15 protein-coding genes are annotated in these 15,877 nt (G+C 57.2%); 9 read left to right on the forward strand and 6 right to left on the reverse strand.

Annotated elements, in window-relative coordinates:
* Positions 1–26 precede the first annotated feature (26 nt).
* The 5 genes from ACR0IO_RS07020 (at position 27) to ACR0IO_RS07040 (ending at position 4,070) form a co-directional block, all read left to right on the forward strand.
* A complete protein-coding gene (locus ACR0IO_RS07020; RefSeq protein ID WP_170330776.1) occupies positions 27–1,190 on the forward strand; it encodes a M20 aminoacylase family protein in 1,164 nt (387 codons plus the stop codon).
* Positions 1,191–1,243: 53 nt separating this feature from the next.
* Complete coding sequence (gene speB, locus ACR0IO_RS07025; protein ID WP_155150765.1) at positions 1,244–2,212, forward strand: agmatinase; 969 nt, start codon at positions 1,244–1,246, stop codon at positions 2,210–2,212.
* A 59-nt stretch (positions 2,213–2,271) separates the two neighbouring features.
* A complete protein-coding gene (speB, locus tag ACR0IO_RS07030) occupies positions 2,272–3,219 on the forward strand; it encodes an agmatinase (RefSeq protein ID WP_480740374.1) in 948 nt (315 codons plus the stop codon).
* A 63-nt stretch (positions 3,220–3,282) separates the two neighbouring features.
* Positions 3,283–3,687 carry a DUF1499 domain-containing protein gene (locus ACR0IO_RS07035; RefSeq protein ID WP_480740376.1) on the forward strand — a complete coding sequence of 135 codons (405 nt, stop codon included), beginning with the start codon at positions 3,283–3,285 and terminating at the stop codon, positions 3,685–3,687.
* Between the two features lie 35 nt (positions 3,688–3,722).
* Positions 3,723–4,070 (forward strand): DUF6404 family protein, encoded by a 348-nt coding sequence (locus ACR0IO_RS07040; RefSeq protein ID WP_367646922.1) that lies wholly within the window; start codon positions 3,723–3,725, stop codon positions 4,068–4,070.
* 4 nt (positions 4,071–4,074) lie between these two features.
* Here the strand turns inward: ACR0IO_RS07040 and ACR0IO_RS07045 are convergent, their stop codons facing one another.
* The gene (locus ACR0IO_RS07045) at positions 4,075–4,365 is read right to left on the reverse strand and encodes a hypothetical protein (protein ID WP_170330767.1); all 291 of its coding nucleotides are present in this window, start codon (positions 4,363–4,365) and stop codon (positions 4,075–4,077) included.
* A gap of 63 nt (positions 4,366–4,428) precedes the next feature.
* On the opposite strand from ACR0IO_RS07045, the gene prfA reads away from it, so the two are divergent.
* The 3 genes from prfA (at position 4,429) to ACR0IO_RS07060 (ending at position 7,156) form a co-directional block, all read left to right on the forward strand.
* Complete coding sequence (prfA, locus tag ACR0IO_RS07050; protein WP_480740856.1) at positions 4,429–5,484, forward strand: peptide chain release factor 1; 1,056 nt, start codon at positions 4,429–4,431, stop codon at positions 5,482–5,484.
* Positions 5,481–6,329: a peptide chain release factor N(5)-glutamine methyltransferase gene (prmC, locus tag ACR0IO_RS07055; protein ID WP_155150751.1), complete on the forward strand. Its 849-nt coding sequence runs from the start codon at positions 5,481–5,483 to the stop codon at positions 6,327–6,329. Before prfA ends, prmC begins: the two co-directional genes overlap by 4 nt.
* Positions 6,330–6,568: 239 nt before the next feature.
* A complete protein-coding gene (locus ACR0IO_RS07060; protein WP_155150746.1) occupies positions 6,569–7,156 on the forward strand; it encodes a DUF4167 domain-containing protein in 588 nt (195 codons plus the stop codon).
* Positions 7,157–7,773: 617 nt separating this feature from the next.
* Here ACR0IO_RS07060 and rsmA read toward each other — a convergent pair.
* The 5 genes from rsmA to lptG form a co-directional block, all read right to left on the reverse strand.
* Complete coding sequence (gene rsmA / locus ACR0IO_RS07065) at positions 7,774–8,625, reverse strand: 16S rRNA (adenine(1518)-N(6)/adenine(1519)-N(6))-dimethyltransferase RsmA (RefSeq protein ID WP_480740858.1); 852 nt, start codon at positions 8,623–8,625, stop codon at positions 7,774–7,776.
* 84 nt (positions 8,626–8,709) lie between these two features.
* Positions 8,710–9,675 carry a 4-hydroxythreonine-4-phosphate dehydrogenase PdxA gene (pdxA, locus tag ACR0IO_RS07070; protein WP_480740378.1) on the reverse strand — a complete coding sequence of 322 codons (966 nt, stop codon included), beginning with the start codon at positions 9,673–9,675 and terminating at the stop codon, positions 8,710–8,712.
* The gene (locus ACR0IO_RS07075) at positions 9,672–10,925 is read right to left on the reverse strand and encodes a peptidylprolyl isomerase (protein WP_480740380.1); all 1,254 of its coding nucleotides are present in this window, start codon (positions 10,923–10,925) and stop codon (positions 9,672–9,674) included. The genes pdxA and ACR0IO_RS07075 overlap by 4 nt, the downstream gene beginning before the upstream one ends.
* Positions 10,916–13,078: an LPS-assembly protein LptD gene (locus ACR0IO_RS07080; RefSeq protein WP_480740383.1), complete on the reverse strand. Its 2,163-nt coding sequence runs from the start codon at positions 13,076–13,078 to the stop codon at positions 10,916–10,918. The genes ACR0IO_RS07075 and ACR0IO_RS07080 overlap by 10 nt, the downstream gene beginning before the upstream one ends.
* On the reverse strand, positions 13,078–14,178 hold the full coding sequence (lptG, locus tag ACR0IO_RS07085) for an LPS export ABC transporter permease LptG (RefSeq protein ID WP_480740384.1): 1,101 nt from the start codon (positions 14,176–14,178) through the stop codon (positions 13,078–13,080). The genes ACR0IO_RS07080 and lptG overlap by 1 nt, the downstream gene beginning before the upstream one ends.
* 228 nt (positions 14,179–14,406) lie before the next feature.
* On the opposite strand from lptG, the gene ACR0IO_RS07090 reads away from it, so the two are divergent.
* Positions 14,407–15,873, forward strand: a complete 1,467-nt coding sequence (locus ACR0IO_RS07090) for a leucyl aminopeptidase (RefSeq protein WP_480740386.1) — start codon at positions 14,407–14,409, stop codon at positions 15,871–15,873.
* The last annotated feature ends 4 nt before the right edge of the window (positions 15,874–15,877 follow it).

Consider the following 15,877-nt stretch of genomic DNA (forward strand, 5'->3'; position numbering starts at 1 on the left):
CAGCTTGGATCAGGAGTCCACCCCAGATGCCCGTCGTCAACCGAATTGCCGATTTTGCCACCGACATGGCCACATGGCGCCAGCACCTGCATACAATCCCTGAGCTGGAATTCGAATGCTACGAAACAGCGGCATTTGTTGCTGAGCGTCTGCGCGAGTTTGGCGTGGATGAGCTGCATGAGGGGATCGCCAAGACCGGTATCGTCGCGATAATCAACGGTCAGGGCGAAGGACCGACGATTGGCCTGCGGGCGGATATGGACGCGTTGCCGATTCCCGAAGAAACCGGCGTTGACTATGCCTCGAAGAATCCAGGCAAGATGCACGCCTGCGGCCACGACGGGCACACAACGATGTTGCTGGGGGCTGCACGTTATCTGGCCGAAACCCGGAACTTTCGCGGCCGGGTTGCGTTGATTTTTCAGCCTGCCGAGGAAGAGGGCGGCGGCGCCGGGGTTATGGTTCAAGAAGGAATTATGGACCGGTTCGACATCGCGCAGGTTTACGCGCTGCATAACGCGCCCGGCTTTGCGGAAGGCTCGTTCTATACAACGCCGGGTCCGATCATGGCTGCTGTCGATACGTTCGAGGTTCACATTCAGGGTGTCGGTGGACACGGGGCCATGCCGCATGAAACGCGCGATCCGGTCATGGCGGCCTGTGGCATTGCGCAGGCGATTCAGACCATCGTCAGCCGTAATCACTACGCTCTGGACGATCTGGTTGTGTCGGTGACGCAAATCCATACCGGCACGGTGAACAACGTGATCCCGGACACCGCCTATATCAACGGCACGGTACGGACCTTCGACCCGGCGGTGCAGAAGATGGTTATGGAACGCATGGAGCAGATCGTGCAGGGACAGGCCACGTCGTACGGGGTTGAGGCGCGGCTTGAATATGATGTGAGTTATCCCGCCACGATCAACGACCCGGAAAAGGCCGCTTTTGCCGCTGACGTGGCGCGCGAGGTTTCGGGGGCCGAGCGGGTCACCGAAAACACCGGTCGCGAGATGGGGGCCGAGGATTTTTCATACATGCTGCAGGAACGGCCCGGAGCTTATCTGTTTCTGGGGCAGGGGGACGGTGCGGGGCTGCACCATCCAAAATACAACTTCAACGACGAAATCGCGCCGGTGGGTGCATCCTTTTTCGCGAAGATCGTGGAAAAGGCGCTGCCTGTGGCTTGACGTTAGCGCGCGTCGCCAGCCCATCGGGAACCTTGGGAGGAAGATAACCCGAAATGGCATTGGAAGATGCAAAGACTCAGGTGGACGAGGCGTTCACCAACCCGGATCTCAAAGGCCTGTCCTTTGAGAACACATTTGGTGGCGCGACCTCGTTTCTGCGTCGGCTTTATACGAAGGAACTGAAAGGCGCAGACATCGCGGTGACCGGCGTGCCGTTCGATCAGGCGGTAACCAACCGTCCCGGTACCCGGTTGGGACCACGTGCCATTCGCGAGGCCAGCGCGTTGCAGTCACCCGACGCACCCTATGGCTGGCCGTTTGATGCGCTCAGCGAACTGGCAATCATCGACTACGGGGACATGGCATATGACTATGCCAATATTCCAGCCTTTCCGGATACTCTGACCGATCACATCCGCACGATTCTGGAGGCGAATGTCGCCTCGGTGACGCTGGGCGGAGATCACTACATCAGCTTTCCGATCCTGAAGGCCTATGCCGAAAAATACGGGCCCATGTCTCTGCTACAGTTTGATGCGCATACGGACACATGGGCCGATGACGACATGTCCCGAGTGGATCATGGAACCATGTTCTACAAGGCGGTGAAGTCCGGGATCGTGGACCCCAAGCGATCAGTTCAGGTGGGGATACGCACCACCAACGAGGACACATTGGGAGTCAACATCATCGACGCACGCGAGGTTTATGAATCCGGACCGGCCGCCGTAGCCCAGAAGATCAAGGGGATTCTGGGCGACAGTCCGGTTTACCTGAGCTTCGACATCGATGGGTTGGATCCGGCCTTTGCACCGGGAACCGGGACACCTGTTTGGGGTGGCCTCAGCTCGATTCAGGCGCAGATCATCCTGCGGGATATCGCGGGGATCAACATCAAGGGCGGGGATGTGGTTGAGGTATCGCCTCCATTCGACACGTCTGGTGCCACTGCGATTGCCGGGGCACATGTGGCAACGCAGATCATCTGCCTGCTGGGGTGGAACAAGCTGGTAAAGCCTTAACCTTTGGTTAGGCATAATCCCGGTAAGTGCTTGGTGAAGAACCGGATCGGAGAAAGTACATGACCCAATTCAACCAGCCGATTGGCGGCAATGATCTGGCGCGGTTCTCGGGGCCGAATACGTTTATGCGGCTACCGCAGGCGTCCTCTCTGGATGGGCTGGACGTCGCTGTTCTTGGGATCCCGATGGATATTGGCACATCTTGGCGATCGGGTACGCGGTTTGGTCCAAAACAGATCCGTAGCGAAAGCGCGATGATCCGGCCGTATAACATGGCCACCTTTGCTGCCCCATTCGATAACCTGCAGATTGCCGATATCGGGGATCTGGCGATCAACACGTTCTCGCTGTCGGATAGTCTGAAGATTATCAAGGAAAGCTATGACGGTATTCTGGCACAGGATGTCATTCCCGTTGCGATGGGGGGCGATCATTCGATCACCCTGCCAATTCTGCGTGCAATAGCAGACAAACATGGTCCGGTTGCCCTGGTGCATGTTGATGCCCATGCCGACGTCAATGACGAGATGTTTGGTGAGCGCGAGACCCATGGCACCGTATTCCGCCGCGCCTATGAGGAAAATCTGATCGTTCCGGACAAGACCTTTCAGATCGGTATTCGGGGATCTGGCTATGCCGCCAGCGATTTCACCGAAGCGCAGGGGTGGGGATTCCGTCAATATCCGGCGTGGGATATCTGGCAGCAGAACCTGACCCAGATCGGGTCTCTGATCCGCAAGACGATCGACGGACATCCGGTCTATATCACCTATGATATCGACAGTCTGGACCCGGCTTATGCGCCTGGGACCGGCACGCCTGAAATCGGCGGGCTGACAACACCGCAGGCACTGCAACTGATCCACGCACTGCAGGGGATGAATGTCGTTGGTTGTGATCTGGTCGAGGTCTCTCCACCCTATGATCCATCGGGCAATACTGCGCTTACGGCTGCGAACTTGTTGTTCGAAATGCTGTGCATTCTTCCAGGCGTGACGTCGCGGTAAGGGCTGGTTGAACATCTTGTTCACCGATGCGTTCCGGCTAGGTTCGGTTGAAACAGGTGCGGGATGAAGATGACTGTAGTTTGGGTATTGGTATGCGCGGGGCTTTTGCTGGCCGGTTACATCCGTCTTGCCCCTTCCGATCCCTCCCGTTGGCATGTGGCACCTGTGGGCGAAACCAGCAGGGACATGATGGGCGCGGTAGTGCGGGTCGTTGAAACCGGCCCGGACGGGCTTGCACGGCTGGATGTGGTTGCGCGTCAGTCCCCTCGTACCAGTGTTTTGGCCGGGTCGGTCGACGAGGGAATGGTGACTTATATCACCCGAAGTCGGTTGATGGGATTTCCGGATTATACCACCGCGCAGCAGGATGGTGACGCGCTGCGTATCCACGCAAGGCTGCGTTTCGGGCGCAAGGATTTCGGAGTGAATAAAGCGCGGGTTGAAAGCTGGCTAGGGCAGCTTCAATAGGTTGAAAATAAAAACTTAATTCCCATATTGGTGGTATGAGTGATTATGAAGCCAAGTTTCAGAGGGCAACCGCTGAATTGGAAGATGCGGGACTGCAAGAGCCCGGAAAATCCACCCCATATGTTCGCTTTTTCAGACGTGCCGGATGCAGGCCGAAACCGGAACTCTATCGGACCAAGGTATCGCGATTGACGTGGGATCCACTGGTGATGGGAGGCCTTTGGGGGCTGGGTTTATATGTATTTCTCTCACCTCCGCTTTGCATGGTCCCACGATTGGCTATTTGCTCTCTGCTCTTTGGTGTCAGCATGGCGCTTTGCGCGGAGCACAATATCCGGACGACGCGCAGAAAGCACAAGCTAAGCAAGTGGGAAGATCTGTAGGTGATTAACCCGAGCTTTGAATAGTTGCAGAATTGCTGAGTTGGGGCTGGGTTTGCTCCAACCCTGATGACAAACACCCCTCCTGAACCTCGCGCCACATGGGAACGTTCAGTGACATCTGGCATTGGGCCATGAACATGCGGCCATCGACCTGCAGGCAGATCATCTCTCCCAGCTCGACTCGGGTTCCGGCTTTGTCGGTGCAATAGCAATCCTGAACCTTGCCGCCGGGGCCAATTACATCAGCCATGACAGGGGTCGTGCACAGGGTAAGCGCAAGAATAATCCGTTTCATGCATGTGAGCTTAGCACAAGGCAGGCCCTTGACCAAAGCCCGCGGATGATAGACACCGCCGGGATGATCCCCGAAGAACGCCTTGAACAGATAACCCAGCGATTCCAATACCTCGAAGCTGCCATGGCTGATGGCGCCTCGGGCGGAGATATTGCGGCGCTTGCCAAGGAATACTCGGACTTAAAGCCTGTGGTTGAGCAGATCGAGACATGGCGCCAACTGGTGGCCGATCTGGCCGAAGCCGAGGTAATGCTGGCCGATCCGGACATGAAAGAGCTGGCTGAGGAGGAAATCCCCGAGCTGCAGGCTCGCATTCCCGAGGCAGAGCATGCGTTGCAACTGGCGTTGTTGCCCAGAGACAAAGCCGATGCGCGTCCGGCAATGTTGGAAATCCGGCCCGGAACCGGAGGTGATGAGGCCGCATTGTTTGCGGGTGATCTGCTGCGGATGTATCAACGCTATTCCGAGGCGCGGGGATGGCAGTTCGAGATCATCGAGGAACAATCCTCGGATCTGGGCGGGATCAAAGAGGTGGTTGCCCATATCAAGGGCGACAATGTCTTTGCTCGGATGAAATACGAATCCGGTGTGCACCGGGTTCAGCGGGTGCCCGAAACCGAGAGCGGCGGGCGTATCCATACCTCGGCGGCTACCGTGGCGGTTCTGCCCGAGGCCGAGGATGTGGATATTCATATCGAACCCAACGATATTCGTATCGACACGATGCGCAGTTCCGGCGCGGGTGGGCAGCACGTGAACACCACAGATTCGGCTGTACGGATTACCCACATTCCCAGCGGGATCGTAGTCACGAGTTCCGAAAAGTCCCAGCACCGCAACCGCGAGATCGCGATGCAGGTGCTGAAGACTCGTCTCTACGATATGGAGCGGCAGCGGATCGACAGCGAACGCTCGGCGGATCGCGCCAGCCAGGTGGGATCTGGGGACCGGTCTGAGCGGATCAGAACCTATAACTTCCCGCAGGGCCGCATGACCGATCACCGCATTAACCTGACGCTTTATAAGCTGGATCAGGTGATGCAGGGCGATCTGGACGAGGTGATCGATGCGCTGACGGCAGACGATCAGGCGCGTCTACTGGCTGAGATGTCACAATGAACGGGGCGCAGACGGCCGCACAGGCCATGGTTGCTGCAACAGCGCGACTGCGGGCTGCCGGTGTTGAAGATCCCGCCCGGGATGCGCGGGTTCTGCTTGCCCATGCAGCACGTATCGAAGCCAGTCGCGTCACGTTGATCGCACCCGAAGAATTGTCGCCTGAGATAGCCGAGCGATATGATCAGCTGATCTCGCTGCGTGCCATCCGTGTGCCGGTTTCCCACCTGTTGGGAGAGCGCGAATTTTATGGCCGCCGCTTTCGGGTGAGCCGGGATGTTCTGGATCCACGCCCCGAGACCGAAGCCTTGATCGAGGCCGCGCTGAGTGAACCGTTCGATCACATTCTGGACCTTGGTGTCGGGTCAGGCTGTGTGTTGGTGACTTTGCTGGCCGAGCGGACAAGCGCATCCGGAATTGGCGTTGATCTGAGCGAATCTGCCTGCCTTCAGGCCAGCGCCAATGCGGTGCTGCATCAGGTGCAGGGCCGGGTCGAGATCATACAGTCCGATTGGTTTGAGGGGATAGAAGAAGGGCAGTTCGATCTGATCGTCTCGAATCCGCCATACATTTCGCTGGATGAGATGACACAGCTGTCCCCAGAAGTGCGGGAACACGAGCCGAGGATGGCTTTGACGGATGAGGGGGACGGGCTGGGCGCTTATCGGCGTATTGCTGCTGCAGCCCCTGATTTTCTGATGCCGGGTGGGCGTATTCTGGTCGAAATCGGTCCGACACAGGCGGCGGCTGTCGCGGCATTGTTTGACGCGTCGGGTCTGATCGATATCCGCGTGGTTCCGGATCTGGATGGCCGGGACCGTGTTGTTGGCGCCAGAATGCCGGGTTGAATGGGGTGAATGAGGCCAAAAAACGCCGGTTCAGGTAAAAAAGCTGCGAAAATGCATATTACCCTCTTGTCTGCATGATCAGGACATGCTTACTCAGGGTAGTCGGCGAGGTTGACGCTGTTTCAGCGCGCCCCTGACGCCAAGCCCAAAAAGTCGACAGCACGTCACGGTAAAAGGCCTTAGAGCAGTGCAACGTACGGGTTGATCGACAGTGAATGACAAGGCTGACGTAAAGTAAGATGAGATCTTCCAAATCCCGCTCGCGGGCCAAGAACAACCGCAATCGCCCTTCTGGTGGTAATGTCGTAAACCGGGTTTTTGACAGCTCGGGTCCAGAGGGCAAAGTGCGCGGCACCCCGCAGCAGATCATTGATAAATATAATCAGCTGGCGCGTGACGCCCAGCTGTCGAATGACCGCGTCGCGGCCGAGAACTTTCAGCAGCACGCGGAACATTACCTGCGTATGCTGAGCGAGGCGCAGCGCGAAATCGAAGCGCGCCGTGAAGAGCAGGAACGCCAGAACCGTGAGCGCCAGGCCGAACGCGACCGTGAGCGCGCCGAGCGTCAGGAACGCGAAGCTGCACGTCAGGCAGATCCGGCCGAAGCGCCGCAACCTGACGTGATGGATTTCGGGTCCGAGCCTGCCGCACCTGAATCTGGTCTGGTCGAGACACCGGAAAGCCAGGGTGCTGAACCAGTCGAAGAGGCACCTGCCAAGAAAGAAAAGCCACCACGCCGTCCACGTGCACGCAAGCCCAAGGCTGCACCCGCCGAGCCTGAACAGGCTGCAGCGGATAACGGAGACGCGCCAGAGGCGGCTGAGTAACCTAAGCGATCAAGGAAATTGAAAAACCCCGGTCAAATTGCCGGGGTTTTTTGCATTGAGGTGTACTGTTTGTGCTGATTTGAAAAGATGTGTGTGTGAGAACGCTATTTTTTAGAGTGGCACACTCCGCTATTTTGGGTTCTGAATTGACCGCTGCGTAGACTTACTTTCATTTTCGCGGATAGAGCTTCTAAATCTATTCTAGCGTCATAGGTTGCTCGATATTTGGCTTCCCATTTTCGTTTGCTCGTATGTTCGTTGATTGAAACTGGTAAGTCTAATCTCCAACGCGCTTGATATTTCCGGCCGTGTCGAGATGTTACCAATACCTTTATCGGCGCTTTGCGAACGCTTCGTACAATGTCGTCTGAAACAACCACGCTTTCAAAGTTCTCGTCGAATGTGAAAGATATTCTTTGTGGAATAAAACCTGATCTCTCGGGTTCAAAATTACACACGTATTCAAGCTCGAGTGCGATGGCCGGGACTGTCATGCCAAGTAGGAAACCAGTAGAGATCAGAGCAAGTAGTTTCAATTGTTTCCCTCGATATGGATTTTTGATGCTTATAGTCTATTGAAGCTACATTGAGCTAAGGTTCAGCAAATTGATCTTTAACTACGGTTTTTGAGTGTCTGCGACAGAACGAGCCAGCGCACAAAACGCTTCTAGCGGAACCTGTTCCGCACGTTCCGTTGGTTTGATGCCGGCAGCCAGCAAGCGATCCTCGATATCGGGTGCGACACCTTTCAGAGAGGCGCGAAGCATCTTGCGGCGCTGGTTGAAGGCTGCTGCCACGACGCGTGAGAGGGTGGCTGCATCTGCCGGATAGCGCGGCTCGGGCAGGGCAGTCAGGTGGACCACGGCGCTGGACACTTTGGGTGGTGGGGTGAAGGCTCCGGGGGGCAAAGACATGGCGATACGTGCTTCGGCCCTCCATTGGGCGAGGATGGCAAGGCGGCCATAAGCTTTGCTGCCGGGTTGGGCCACAATGCGCTCGGCGACTTCGCGCTGGAACATCAGGGTCAGGCTTTGCCAGAATGGCGGCCATTCCGGTGGCGTCAGCCAGCGGACCAGAAGTTCGGTCCCGACATTGTAGGGCAGGTTGGCCGCAATCCGGATCGGCGGTGTCAGATGCGTCAGCGGGTCGATTTCAAGCGCGTCCCCGTTAATGACTTCAAGCCGGCCGGGATAGGCCTCGGCAATGTCGTTCAACGCTGCGATACAGCGGGTGTCTTTTTCCAAAGCAACGACTTTGCGCGCGCCCTCGGACAGCAGACCACGGGTCAGGCCACCCGGTCCGGGTCCGATCTCGAGCACATCGCATTCGGTCAGATCACCGGCCTGCCGTGCAATCTTGGCGGTCAGGTTCAGGTCCAGCAGAAAGTTCTGCCCCAGCGATTTGCGGGCCGATAGCTGGTGGGTCGCGATGACTTCGCGCAGTGGGGGGAGGGTGTCGATAGCGCTCATGATCCGTTCACCGTGGCGCGGATAGGGTGTCATGCGCCAGAAATTTTTCACTTCGGTCCGGGATATGGCCTGCGTTGTACAGGTTCAAGACCCTTGCGCCATCTGCTGCGCGAGTTTGAGGGCCTCAATCAGGCTGGTCGGGTTGGCGATGCCTTGTCCGGCGATGTCCAGCGCGGTGCCATGATCGGGTGAAGTCCGGATGAAGGGCAAACCCAGCGTTACATTCACGCCGCGGTCGAAATCCAGTGTCTTGATCGGGATCAGGGCCTGATCGTGATACATGGCGATGGCTGCATCGTACCGCCTGCGCGCGGCGGAGTGGAACATGGTATCGGCCGGATGCGGGCCCGTAACCGTGTAGCCGTCGGGATTGAGATCAGAGATCAGCGGGGCAATCCAGTCCAGCTCCTCACGACCCATTTTGCCACCTTCTCCGGCATGGGGGTTCAGCCCCGCAATCGCGATGCGCGGATTTTGAATACCAAACTGGTTCTGCAGACCTTGTGCAGTGATTGCGATCGTTTCGCGCAGCAGCTCTGGGGTCAGGACGCTGGGGACTTGCGAGAGTGCGATGTGGATCGTGGCTGGGACCACGCGCAGCTGATCGCTGGCCAGCATCATCACGACACGATCTTTACCGGCAAGAGCGGCCAGAAATTCTGTATGTCCGGGATAATCGAATCCCGCTCCGTCAATCAGCGCCTTTTTGTGGATCGGAGCCGTGCAGAGCGCTGATGCCGCACCCGATTGTACTAGAGAAACACCGCGTTCAATTGCATCGATTACAGAGGGAGCATTGTTTGGCTCGGGATGGCCTGGCACATTCGGCGCGGGGAAATCCAGTTGAAGCACTGGTAGGGCCATCGCACAGACCCCGGCCGCTTCGGACGGGTCATTTATTCGTGCAACCGGAGTGTCGTTTGGCAGATGCGCGGCGTCGCCGATATAGACGAACGGGCAGGTGCCGCGCAGTTGTTGCCACGCCTTGGCTGCGATTTCGGGGCCGATACCGGCCGGATCACCACAGCTAAGCGCGATCGGGCGGGTCATTGCTCGATAATGGTTGCGTCTGCCCGCATTTGTTCGATGAAGCTGTCGGCAAAAGCCTGCAGGCGCTGCTGGGTCAAAGCGTTAGCAACATCCTGACGAGACGTATCTTCGCCCAGATCGCGGGTGCGAGTGCACAGCATCAGGAACATCAGCGTCTGCCCGTTGTTGCGGGTGAGCGTTGTTGAAATCTCGTTGGGGTCCAGCTTGGCAAGTTCCAGCGCCACGTCGCGCGGGATTTCGGAGGGGCTGGCGGACACGCGCTCAAGAACCTCTGGCGGTTGATCTTTGGCGATACCATAGAGGTCGTTACAAGTGTCGATGTTTTCCTTCAGCTCCGCCGCAGTTTTCTGGGCCTCTGGGCTACGACCGCCTGGAATATAGTAGATCGCATAGTCGATCTTGGAATAGCGTGGTGCGCCTGTCGAAACCTCGCGAATGCCGCGCATCTGGAACAGGGCTATGGCGTTGGGAAGACTCAACGGCTCGGTTATATCTCCGTTCTGCAGGCCCAAGATGACGGGCTGCAGCGCGGGCGGAAGATTATTGAGCGACAGCCAATCCAGTCGACCTCCGTTTTCGCGGGTCGCTGCCGCCGAATATTGTGTGGCAGCGGAGGAAAACGCGTCATAACCGTCTACCTGAGAAATTTCCTGCGCCAGCGCGTCAGCCTGAGCGAGCGTCTGGGGTGTTACGGGAATGATAATCTCGGACAACAGAACTTCGAGGCCGCCACCGCCGCCCTGGCCCATTGCCCGGTTAATTTCATCCTCTGTGGGGCGCGCCTGAGAGATAAACCTCGTGCTGACGTAGTCACGCCACGAAAGCTGATCTTCAACAAAATCCCGTACTGTTTCAGGATCTACACCGGCATCATTGAGCAGCCGCAAGAAATCTTCAGTCGAAAGCTGACCACGAGCGGCAAACTGGTCGATACCAAGCTGTACATCTTCTGGTGTCGCCTGAATTCCGGCATCCCGCATCGCCTGCTTGCGCAGGCGAGCATCGATCAGGGCCTCACGCACTTCATCTTCAGAACTTCCCGGCAGGCCGAGCGCTTCGAGAAATTGCTGGCGTTGCTGCAATTCATACCACGTCACGATATCCTGATTGATCCGGATCGCGGGTGAGAACAGGCTTTGCCCGATGGCCTGCGGCGAAGAAAAGGCGATAAGCGCCGCAGCGAGTGCGGGCAAAGCCGGTCTTTGCCAACCGGTACGAAGAAACTTGGAGAAACCTGATATCAGCTGCATTTTCTTTTGTACTTCTTGCCCCCGCCTTCGACGGCGTATCCAGTTAGTGCAACGGTAAAGCCGAATTCTGTCGAAGGCTCAATACTTGATGTGGACGTATAGCGCCGACTGACGGTCATGTTAACCTGCACGCACTCATTTTCGTAGGTAACTCCAAGCCCGTAGCGGATTGGCTCAGATTCGGCCAGATCATATCGCGCCAGTGCCTGTGTCAGCCAGTTCTGATCGATTCTGTAACGTCCCGTTAGCCAAATCTCGGATATTTTGTCACTGTTTTCTGCAGGGTCGGGTTCCTGCCAGACATAGCTGCCCGTCAGCGCGTTGTCGTCTTTGGCCCAAACGCCCCGGAACTCGGCTTTGGCAAAGCTGAAGTCATCATCCAGCAGGCCACGTGCCGCGAGAGTAAGGCCTTTGGCGGTTTTCAACTGCCCGGCCAGCAGCAGGTCGGATGTGGTGCCCTGCAGGCCCGAGGTCAGGGTGAAATCCGGATCGGCATCGGCGCGGAACACCTGACCGACGGTTGCAAGCGCTTGCCAGCCGTTCGGCGTATTGCGCGCCCAGTTCACGCCGACAACAGCTGTTGCTCCATTTTCGCGGCGATCTTCGGCTGGAAAGCGAGACAGGGACAGCAGATTGCCCTGGTCGAACTCCTGAAACGTACTTTCGTCATTGGGTACGTCGGTATTCGAGACATGCGTCCAGCCTACCTGAACAATCGGTTCGAGAAACTGCGTTGCGCCGGTCTGCTCGCGCCGCACCATCGGATAGCGCAGAGTAAGGGCTGCCCGAGGCGTCGATCTGGTAATCTGGTTGGGATACTGACTGTCATTGCGGATATCGAATGTGTCGACCGACGCCCCCAGCTGTGCATCGGCGCGCAGGCCTGAGGCAAAGGTCCAGCTGCGCAGCCATTCGGCATCCATCGTCGCACGGGCCACATCCCGTCCGACGATATTCTGATCGCTGGTTCGTGTATGGGAATGCCCGATAAACGCAAGCCTCACTTCACCGCCCAGAGCGTTGGGAAAGTATCGCTTTTCAAAGTTCAGATCGAAAACGCGCGAGGGGATTTCGTCCTGATTCTCGCTGTCGCGCAGGGTTTTGTAGTGGATGAAACTGGTTTTGAACGCGGTATCGCGTTTGATCCGTTCCAGTGCGATTTCGCTGCGCAGACGGTCAAAGTCCGGCAGACCATAATCAGCCAGATACGCGTCATCCGACGTTGTTTGAATGTTGAACGTCAGCCGGTAATCATTTTTCAGAGCGAACCAACCATTCGCAAAAAGATAGCCGCGATCCTGGTTTTGTTGCACGTCATCGCGGGTGTATGCGCCTTCGAACTGAATGCGGCCGTTTTTGAAAGCCTGACGGTAACGATAGCCTAATGTCGTTGTCTTGGGTGAGACATAGGGCGTCAGCGTCAGATCCTTGTGGTCGCCCAGCTTAAAGAAATAGGGGACCTGTACACCGGTTCCCAGTTGCGAGGTCGTCCGGATCGACGGGACAAGAAAACCTGTTGCACGCTCCAGTGTCGGGTCGGGCAGGCGCAGTACGGGAAAGTAGAAGACCGGGAAATCAAGGATGCGGAACTGTGCACCTTCGAAATACAGCTGCCGTTCTAACTGATCGTGCGTTACCTTGCGCGCCCGAATTTGCCAGAGTGGTGGTTTGCCATTGGCGCAGACATGACATGAGGTGGCCGACACTTTGCTGAACTGTGTGTACCTGCCGCCAGCGCGGGTTGCCTGAACCGAGGCGATCTGAACCTGCTGATCGAACACCATTCGGGCACCGATCAAAAGCCCGTTCTGGATGCCATCATCCAGCTGAGCGGAGTCCGCCAACACAGTGGATTGACCCGCCTGATCGATCCGGATCGGACCTTCGAGGGTCAGCTCACCGGTTTCCCGATCGAAGATTACACTTTTGGCCGATAGTTTGATGTCGCCCTGATAGGCTTCGACATTCCCTTCGGCGACGAGTTTCCGGTCGGGTGTGATGAAAATCTTATCCGCCACCAACAGGGCCGGCTGGTCTTGGGCAGCCCCATCCTGTCCAGCGGCTGCGGAACCTGATGCGTTTTGCGCAAGTGCGATGGACGGTGCCGCCAGAACCAGAGTGCTGGACAGCAGCAAAGATATTAGTCGCCGCATTAACCGTCCTCCGCGTGCAGCAAGAGGCCTAAGGACAACAGGATTGCGGCAAAGGGCGGTGCCCAGGCGGCGACATAGATCGGCAACTGGCCGTTCTCCCCCAGAATTTGAGCGAAATTACGTACGAAGTAGATGGCAAAGCCCAACAGAACCGCTGTCAGAACAGCGATGCCTGTGCCGCCGAAACGGACATGGCGCATGGTGAAAGCAGCACCAATCAGAACCATCGATACAAGAAAGAATGGCCGCGCAAGCTGTACCTGCAACCAGACTTCGTATTGCTTTGTTGAAAATCCTGCCTCGCGAAGATCGTGGATGAGTTGTGGCAGGTCGTAGACTGAAACGGAGTCCTGTTGGCCTAATGTATCCAGAATGCGATCGCGTGTGAGAGTCGTGGGAAGAGCAAGTTGTTCATACGTGATTGCATTTGTTTCGGGATTCGAGCCGTTCTGGAGCGTCCAAACCTTGGCCTGATACAGAACCCAGTTTCCATCTTCTAGACGTGCCGTTTCAGCAAAGATCTGTTCGGTCGGAATACCATCGGGCGAAAACGTCGTGATGGTAACCTCCCTGAGCCCGAAATCCTCGTCGGGATCGGTCCCGACAGCATGGATCACGGATTGACCCGATGTGGAACCCTGGCGCAACCAAAGGCCCTCGCTGCTGATCGAAAGGGTAGAACTGCCATTGTTGCGATATCCGTCTGCCAAACGCTGGTATTCTTCGGATGTCGCGGCAGAGATCGGATTCAGCAGCGCCACCGCCAGTGCACCGATCGCCAAAGCCAGCAGAACGGGTGCAGCAAGCGCGCGGATTCCGGACCGCCCGATAGCGCGTGTTACGACCAGTTCGGAACTGCGCGCCAGACCAATGAACAACGCAATCGTGGCCAGAATCATCAACAGCGGCAGCATCTCGCTGATTGCCGCCGGGGTGTTCAGCAGGGTCAGGCGCAGCAATTGACCAAAGCTCAGGTCGACGTCAGTGAACTTGCGGACTTGCTCGATCAGGTCGATCAGAATCATGAGCGTCAGAAAAATGCCGCCGATAACGAGAAAACTCTGCAGGAATCTTCGGGCAAAATAGCGGTCGAGGATCACGAGTTCACCTCCGGCTGACCGCTGAGCTCGGGGTCCACGCCAGAATCGCCCCGGCATGGAATCATGCGCGAAGGCCTATGCCTGCCGTTTGGTGCCAATACTTCTCCCCCGAGCCTGCCGGTTATTTTCGGGCGACCTTAATGCAAATGGCAGACGGGGAAAACTGCTATCTGGTCAATATTGGTGGTCCACGCTAGGTCTTGGGGAAGAGTTTTTCAGGAGCAAGAGATGAGCAGTCTGATACCAATCCGTTTTCAGGACTTTGATTTGGATCTCATGGCGCAGGCCGAAGGGCGTGTGGTCATCATTATTCCTGCCGAAGGAAAGATGAGCCCCGCTGCGCGCAGGGCCAATCGCCTGACACGAGGCGCAGTGGCCCGACTGGTCGAGAGCGAGAAGTTTGACAAAGCCAAGACAGGCGACGTGATCTCTCTGGCCTGGCCCGGTGGCATGGCGGCTGAAGCGCTGGACGTTCTGGTTTTGCCGCGTCGCCCCGATCATGACGAGGCGCGCAAGGCGGGTGCTGCTTTGGCAAAGCTGGCCAAGGGCAAGGACGTGCTGGTGATGGCCGCAAATCAGGTGCGGACCGAGGAACTGGCCTTGGGCATGGTGCTGCGCAGCTATGATTTTGATGCGCACAAGACTAAGGACGCCGATTCCACGGGCGAAATTGTGATCAGTCATTCCAAAGCGGATGAGGTCGAAGCGGCGTTCGCACCGCTGAACGGTATTGCCGATGGCGTGCGCATGACCCGTGATCTGACCAATGAACCCGCCAATGTTCTGACCACGACAGAATTCGCCGATCGCCTGAAAGAAATGGAAGCGCTGGGGCTGGAAGTTGAGGTTCTGGAAGAGGACAAACTGGCCGAGCTTGGCATGCGCACATTGCTGAGCGTCGGGCAGGGGTCTGACAGCCCGTCCAAGGTTGTGGTCATGCACTGGAATGGTGGCGACAAGGACGACGCTCCGCTGGCGCTGGTGGGCAAGGGCGTGGTGTTTGATACCGGTGGTATCTCGCTCAAACCCGCTGCGGGCATGGAAGAGATGACCATGGACATGGGCGGTGCGGGTGTCGTTGCAGGCACCATGCGTGCATTGGCGTTGCGCAAGGCCAAGGCCAATGTGGTTGGTCTGGTCGGGCTGGTGGAAAATATGCCTTCCGGCCGCGCTACGCGCCCCGGCGATGTCGTTAAATCGATGAAAGGCGACACGGTCGAGATCATCAATACCGATGCCGAGGGTCGCTTGGTTTTGTGTGATGTCATGTGGTACGCGCAGGAGAGGTTCAATCCTGTCGGCATGATTGATTTGGCCACTTTGACAGGTGCCATCATCATCGGGCTTGGGCATGAGAATGCGGGCGTTTTCTCGAACAATGACACGTTCTGCGATGCTTTCCTGAAGGCGGCCAAAGTCGAGGATGAAGGCGCATGGCGGATGCCACTGGGCAAAGCCTATGATGACCTGCTGAAATCCCGCATTGCGGATATGAAGAACGTGGGTGGTCGCCCGGCCGGATCGGTCACTGCGGCGCAATTCCTGCAACGTTTCGTCAAGGAAGATACCCCCTGGATTCACCTGGATATCGCGGGTGTTGCTTCGGTATCGTCCGAGACATCCTATGCGCCCAAAGGGGCAACCGGTTGGGGCGTGCGCGCGCTAAGCAGGTTTGTTCAGGACAATTTCGAGTAACTCG

This window comes from Ruegeria sp. CE12 (genome assembly GCF_056537525.1).

Coding starts and splice junctions, on each gene's coding strand:
- ACR0IO_RS07080 (WP_480740383.1), bottom strand. CDS start 13,078: ATGCGGCGACTAATATCTTTGCTGCTGTCCAGCACTCTGGTTCTGGCG.
- rsmA (WP_480740858.1), bottom strand. CDS start 8,625: ATGAGCGCTATCGACACCCTCCCCCCACTGCGCGAAGTCATCGCGACC.
- ACR0IO_RS07090 (WP_480740386.1), top strand. CDS start 14,407: ATGAGCAGTCTGATACCAATCCGTTTTCAGGACTTTGATTTGGATCTC.
- ACR0IO_RS07060 (WP_155150746.1), top strand. CDS start 6,569: ATGAGATCTTCCAAATCCCGCTCGCGGGCCAAGAACAACCGCAATCGC.
- pdxA (WP_480740378.1), bottom strand. CDS start 9,675: ATGACCCGCCCGATCGCGCTTAGCTGTGGTGATCCGGCCGGTATCGGC.
- ACR0IO_RS07075 (WP_480740380.1), bottom strand. CDS start 10,925: ATGCAGCTGATATCAGGTTTCTCCAAGTTTCTTCGTACCGGTTGGCAA.
- speB (WP_155150765.1), top strand. CDS start 1,244: ATGGCATTGGAAGATGCAAAGACTCAGGTGGACGAGGCGTTCACCAAC.
- prmC (WP_155150751.1), top strand. CDS start 5,481: ATGAACGGGGCGCAGACGGCCGCACAGGCCATGGTTGCTGCAACAGCG.
- speB (WP_480740374.1), top strand. CDS start 2,272: ATGACCCAATTCAACCAGCCGATTGGCGGCAATGATCTGGCGCGGTTC.
- ACR0IO_RS07045 (WP_170330767.1), bottom strand. CDS start 4,365: ATGAAACGGATTATTCTTGCGCTTACCCTGTGCACGACCCCTGTCATG.
- ACR0IO_RS07040 (WP_367646922.1), top strand. CDS start 3,723: ATGAGTGATTATGAAGCCAAGTTTCAGAGGGCAACCGCTGAATTGGAA.
- ACR0IO_RS07035 (WP_480740376.1), top strand. CDS start 3,283: ATGAAGATGACTGTAGTTTGGGTATTGGTATGCGCGGGGCTTTTGCTG.
- ACR0IO_RS07020 (WP_170330776.1), top strand. CDS start 27: ATGCCCGTCGTCAACCGAATTGCCGATTTTGCCACCGACATGGCCACA.
- prfA (WP_480740856.1), top strand. CDS start 4,429: ATGATCCCCGAAGAACGCCTTGAACAGATAACCCAGCGATTCCAATAC.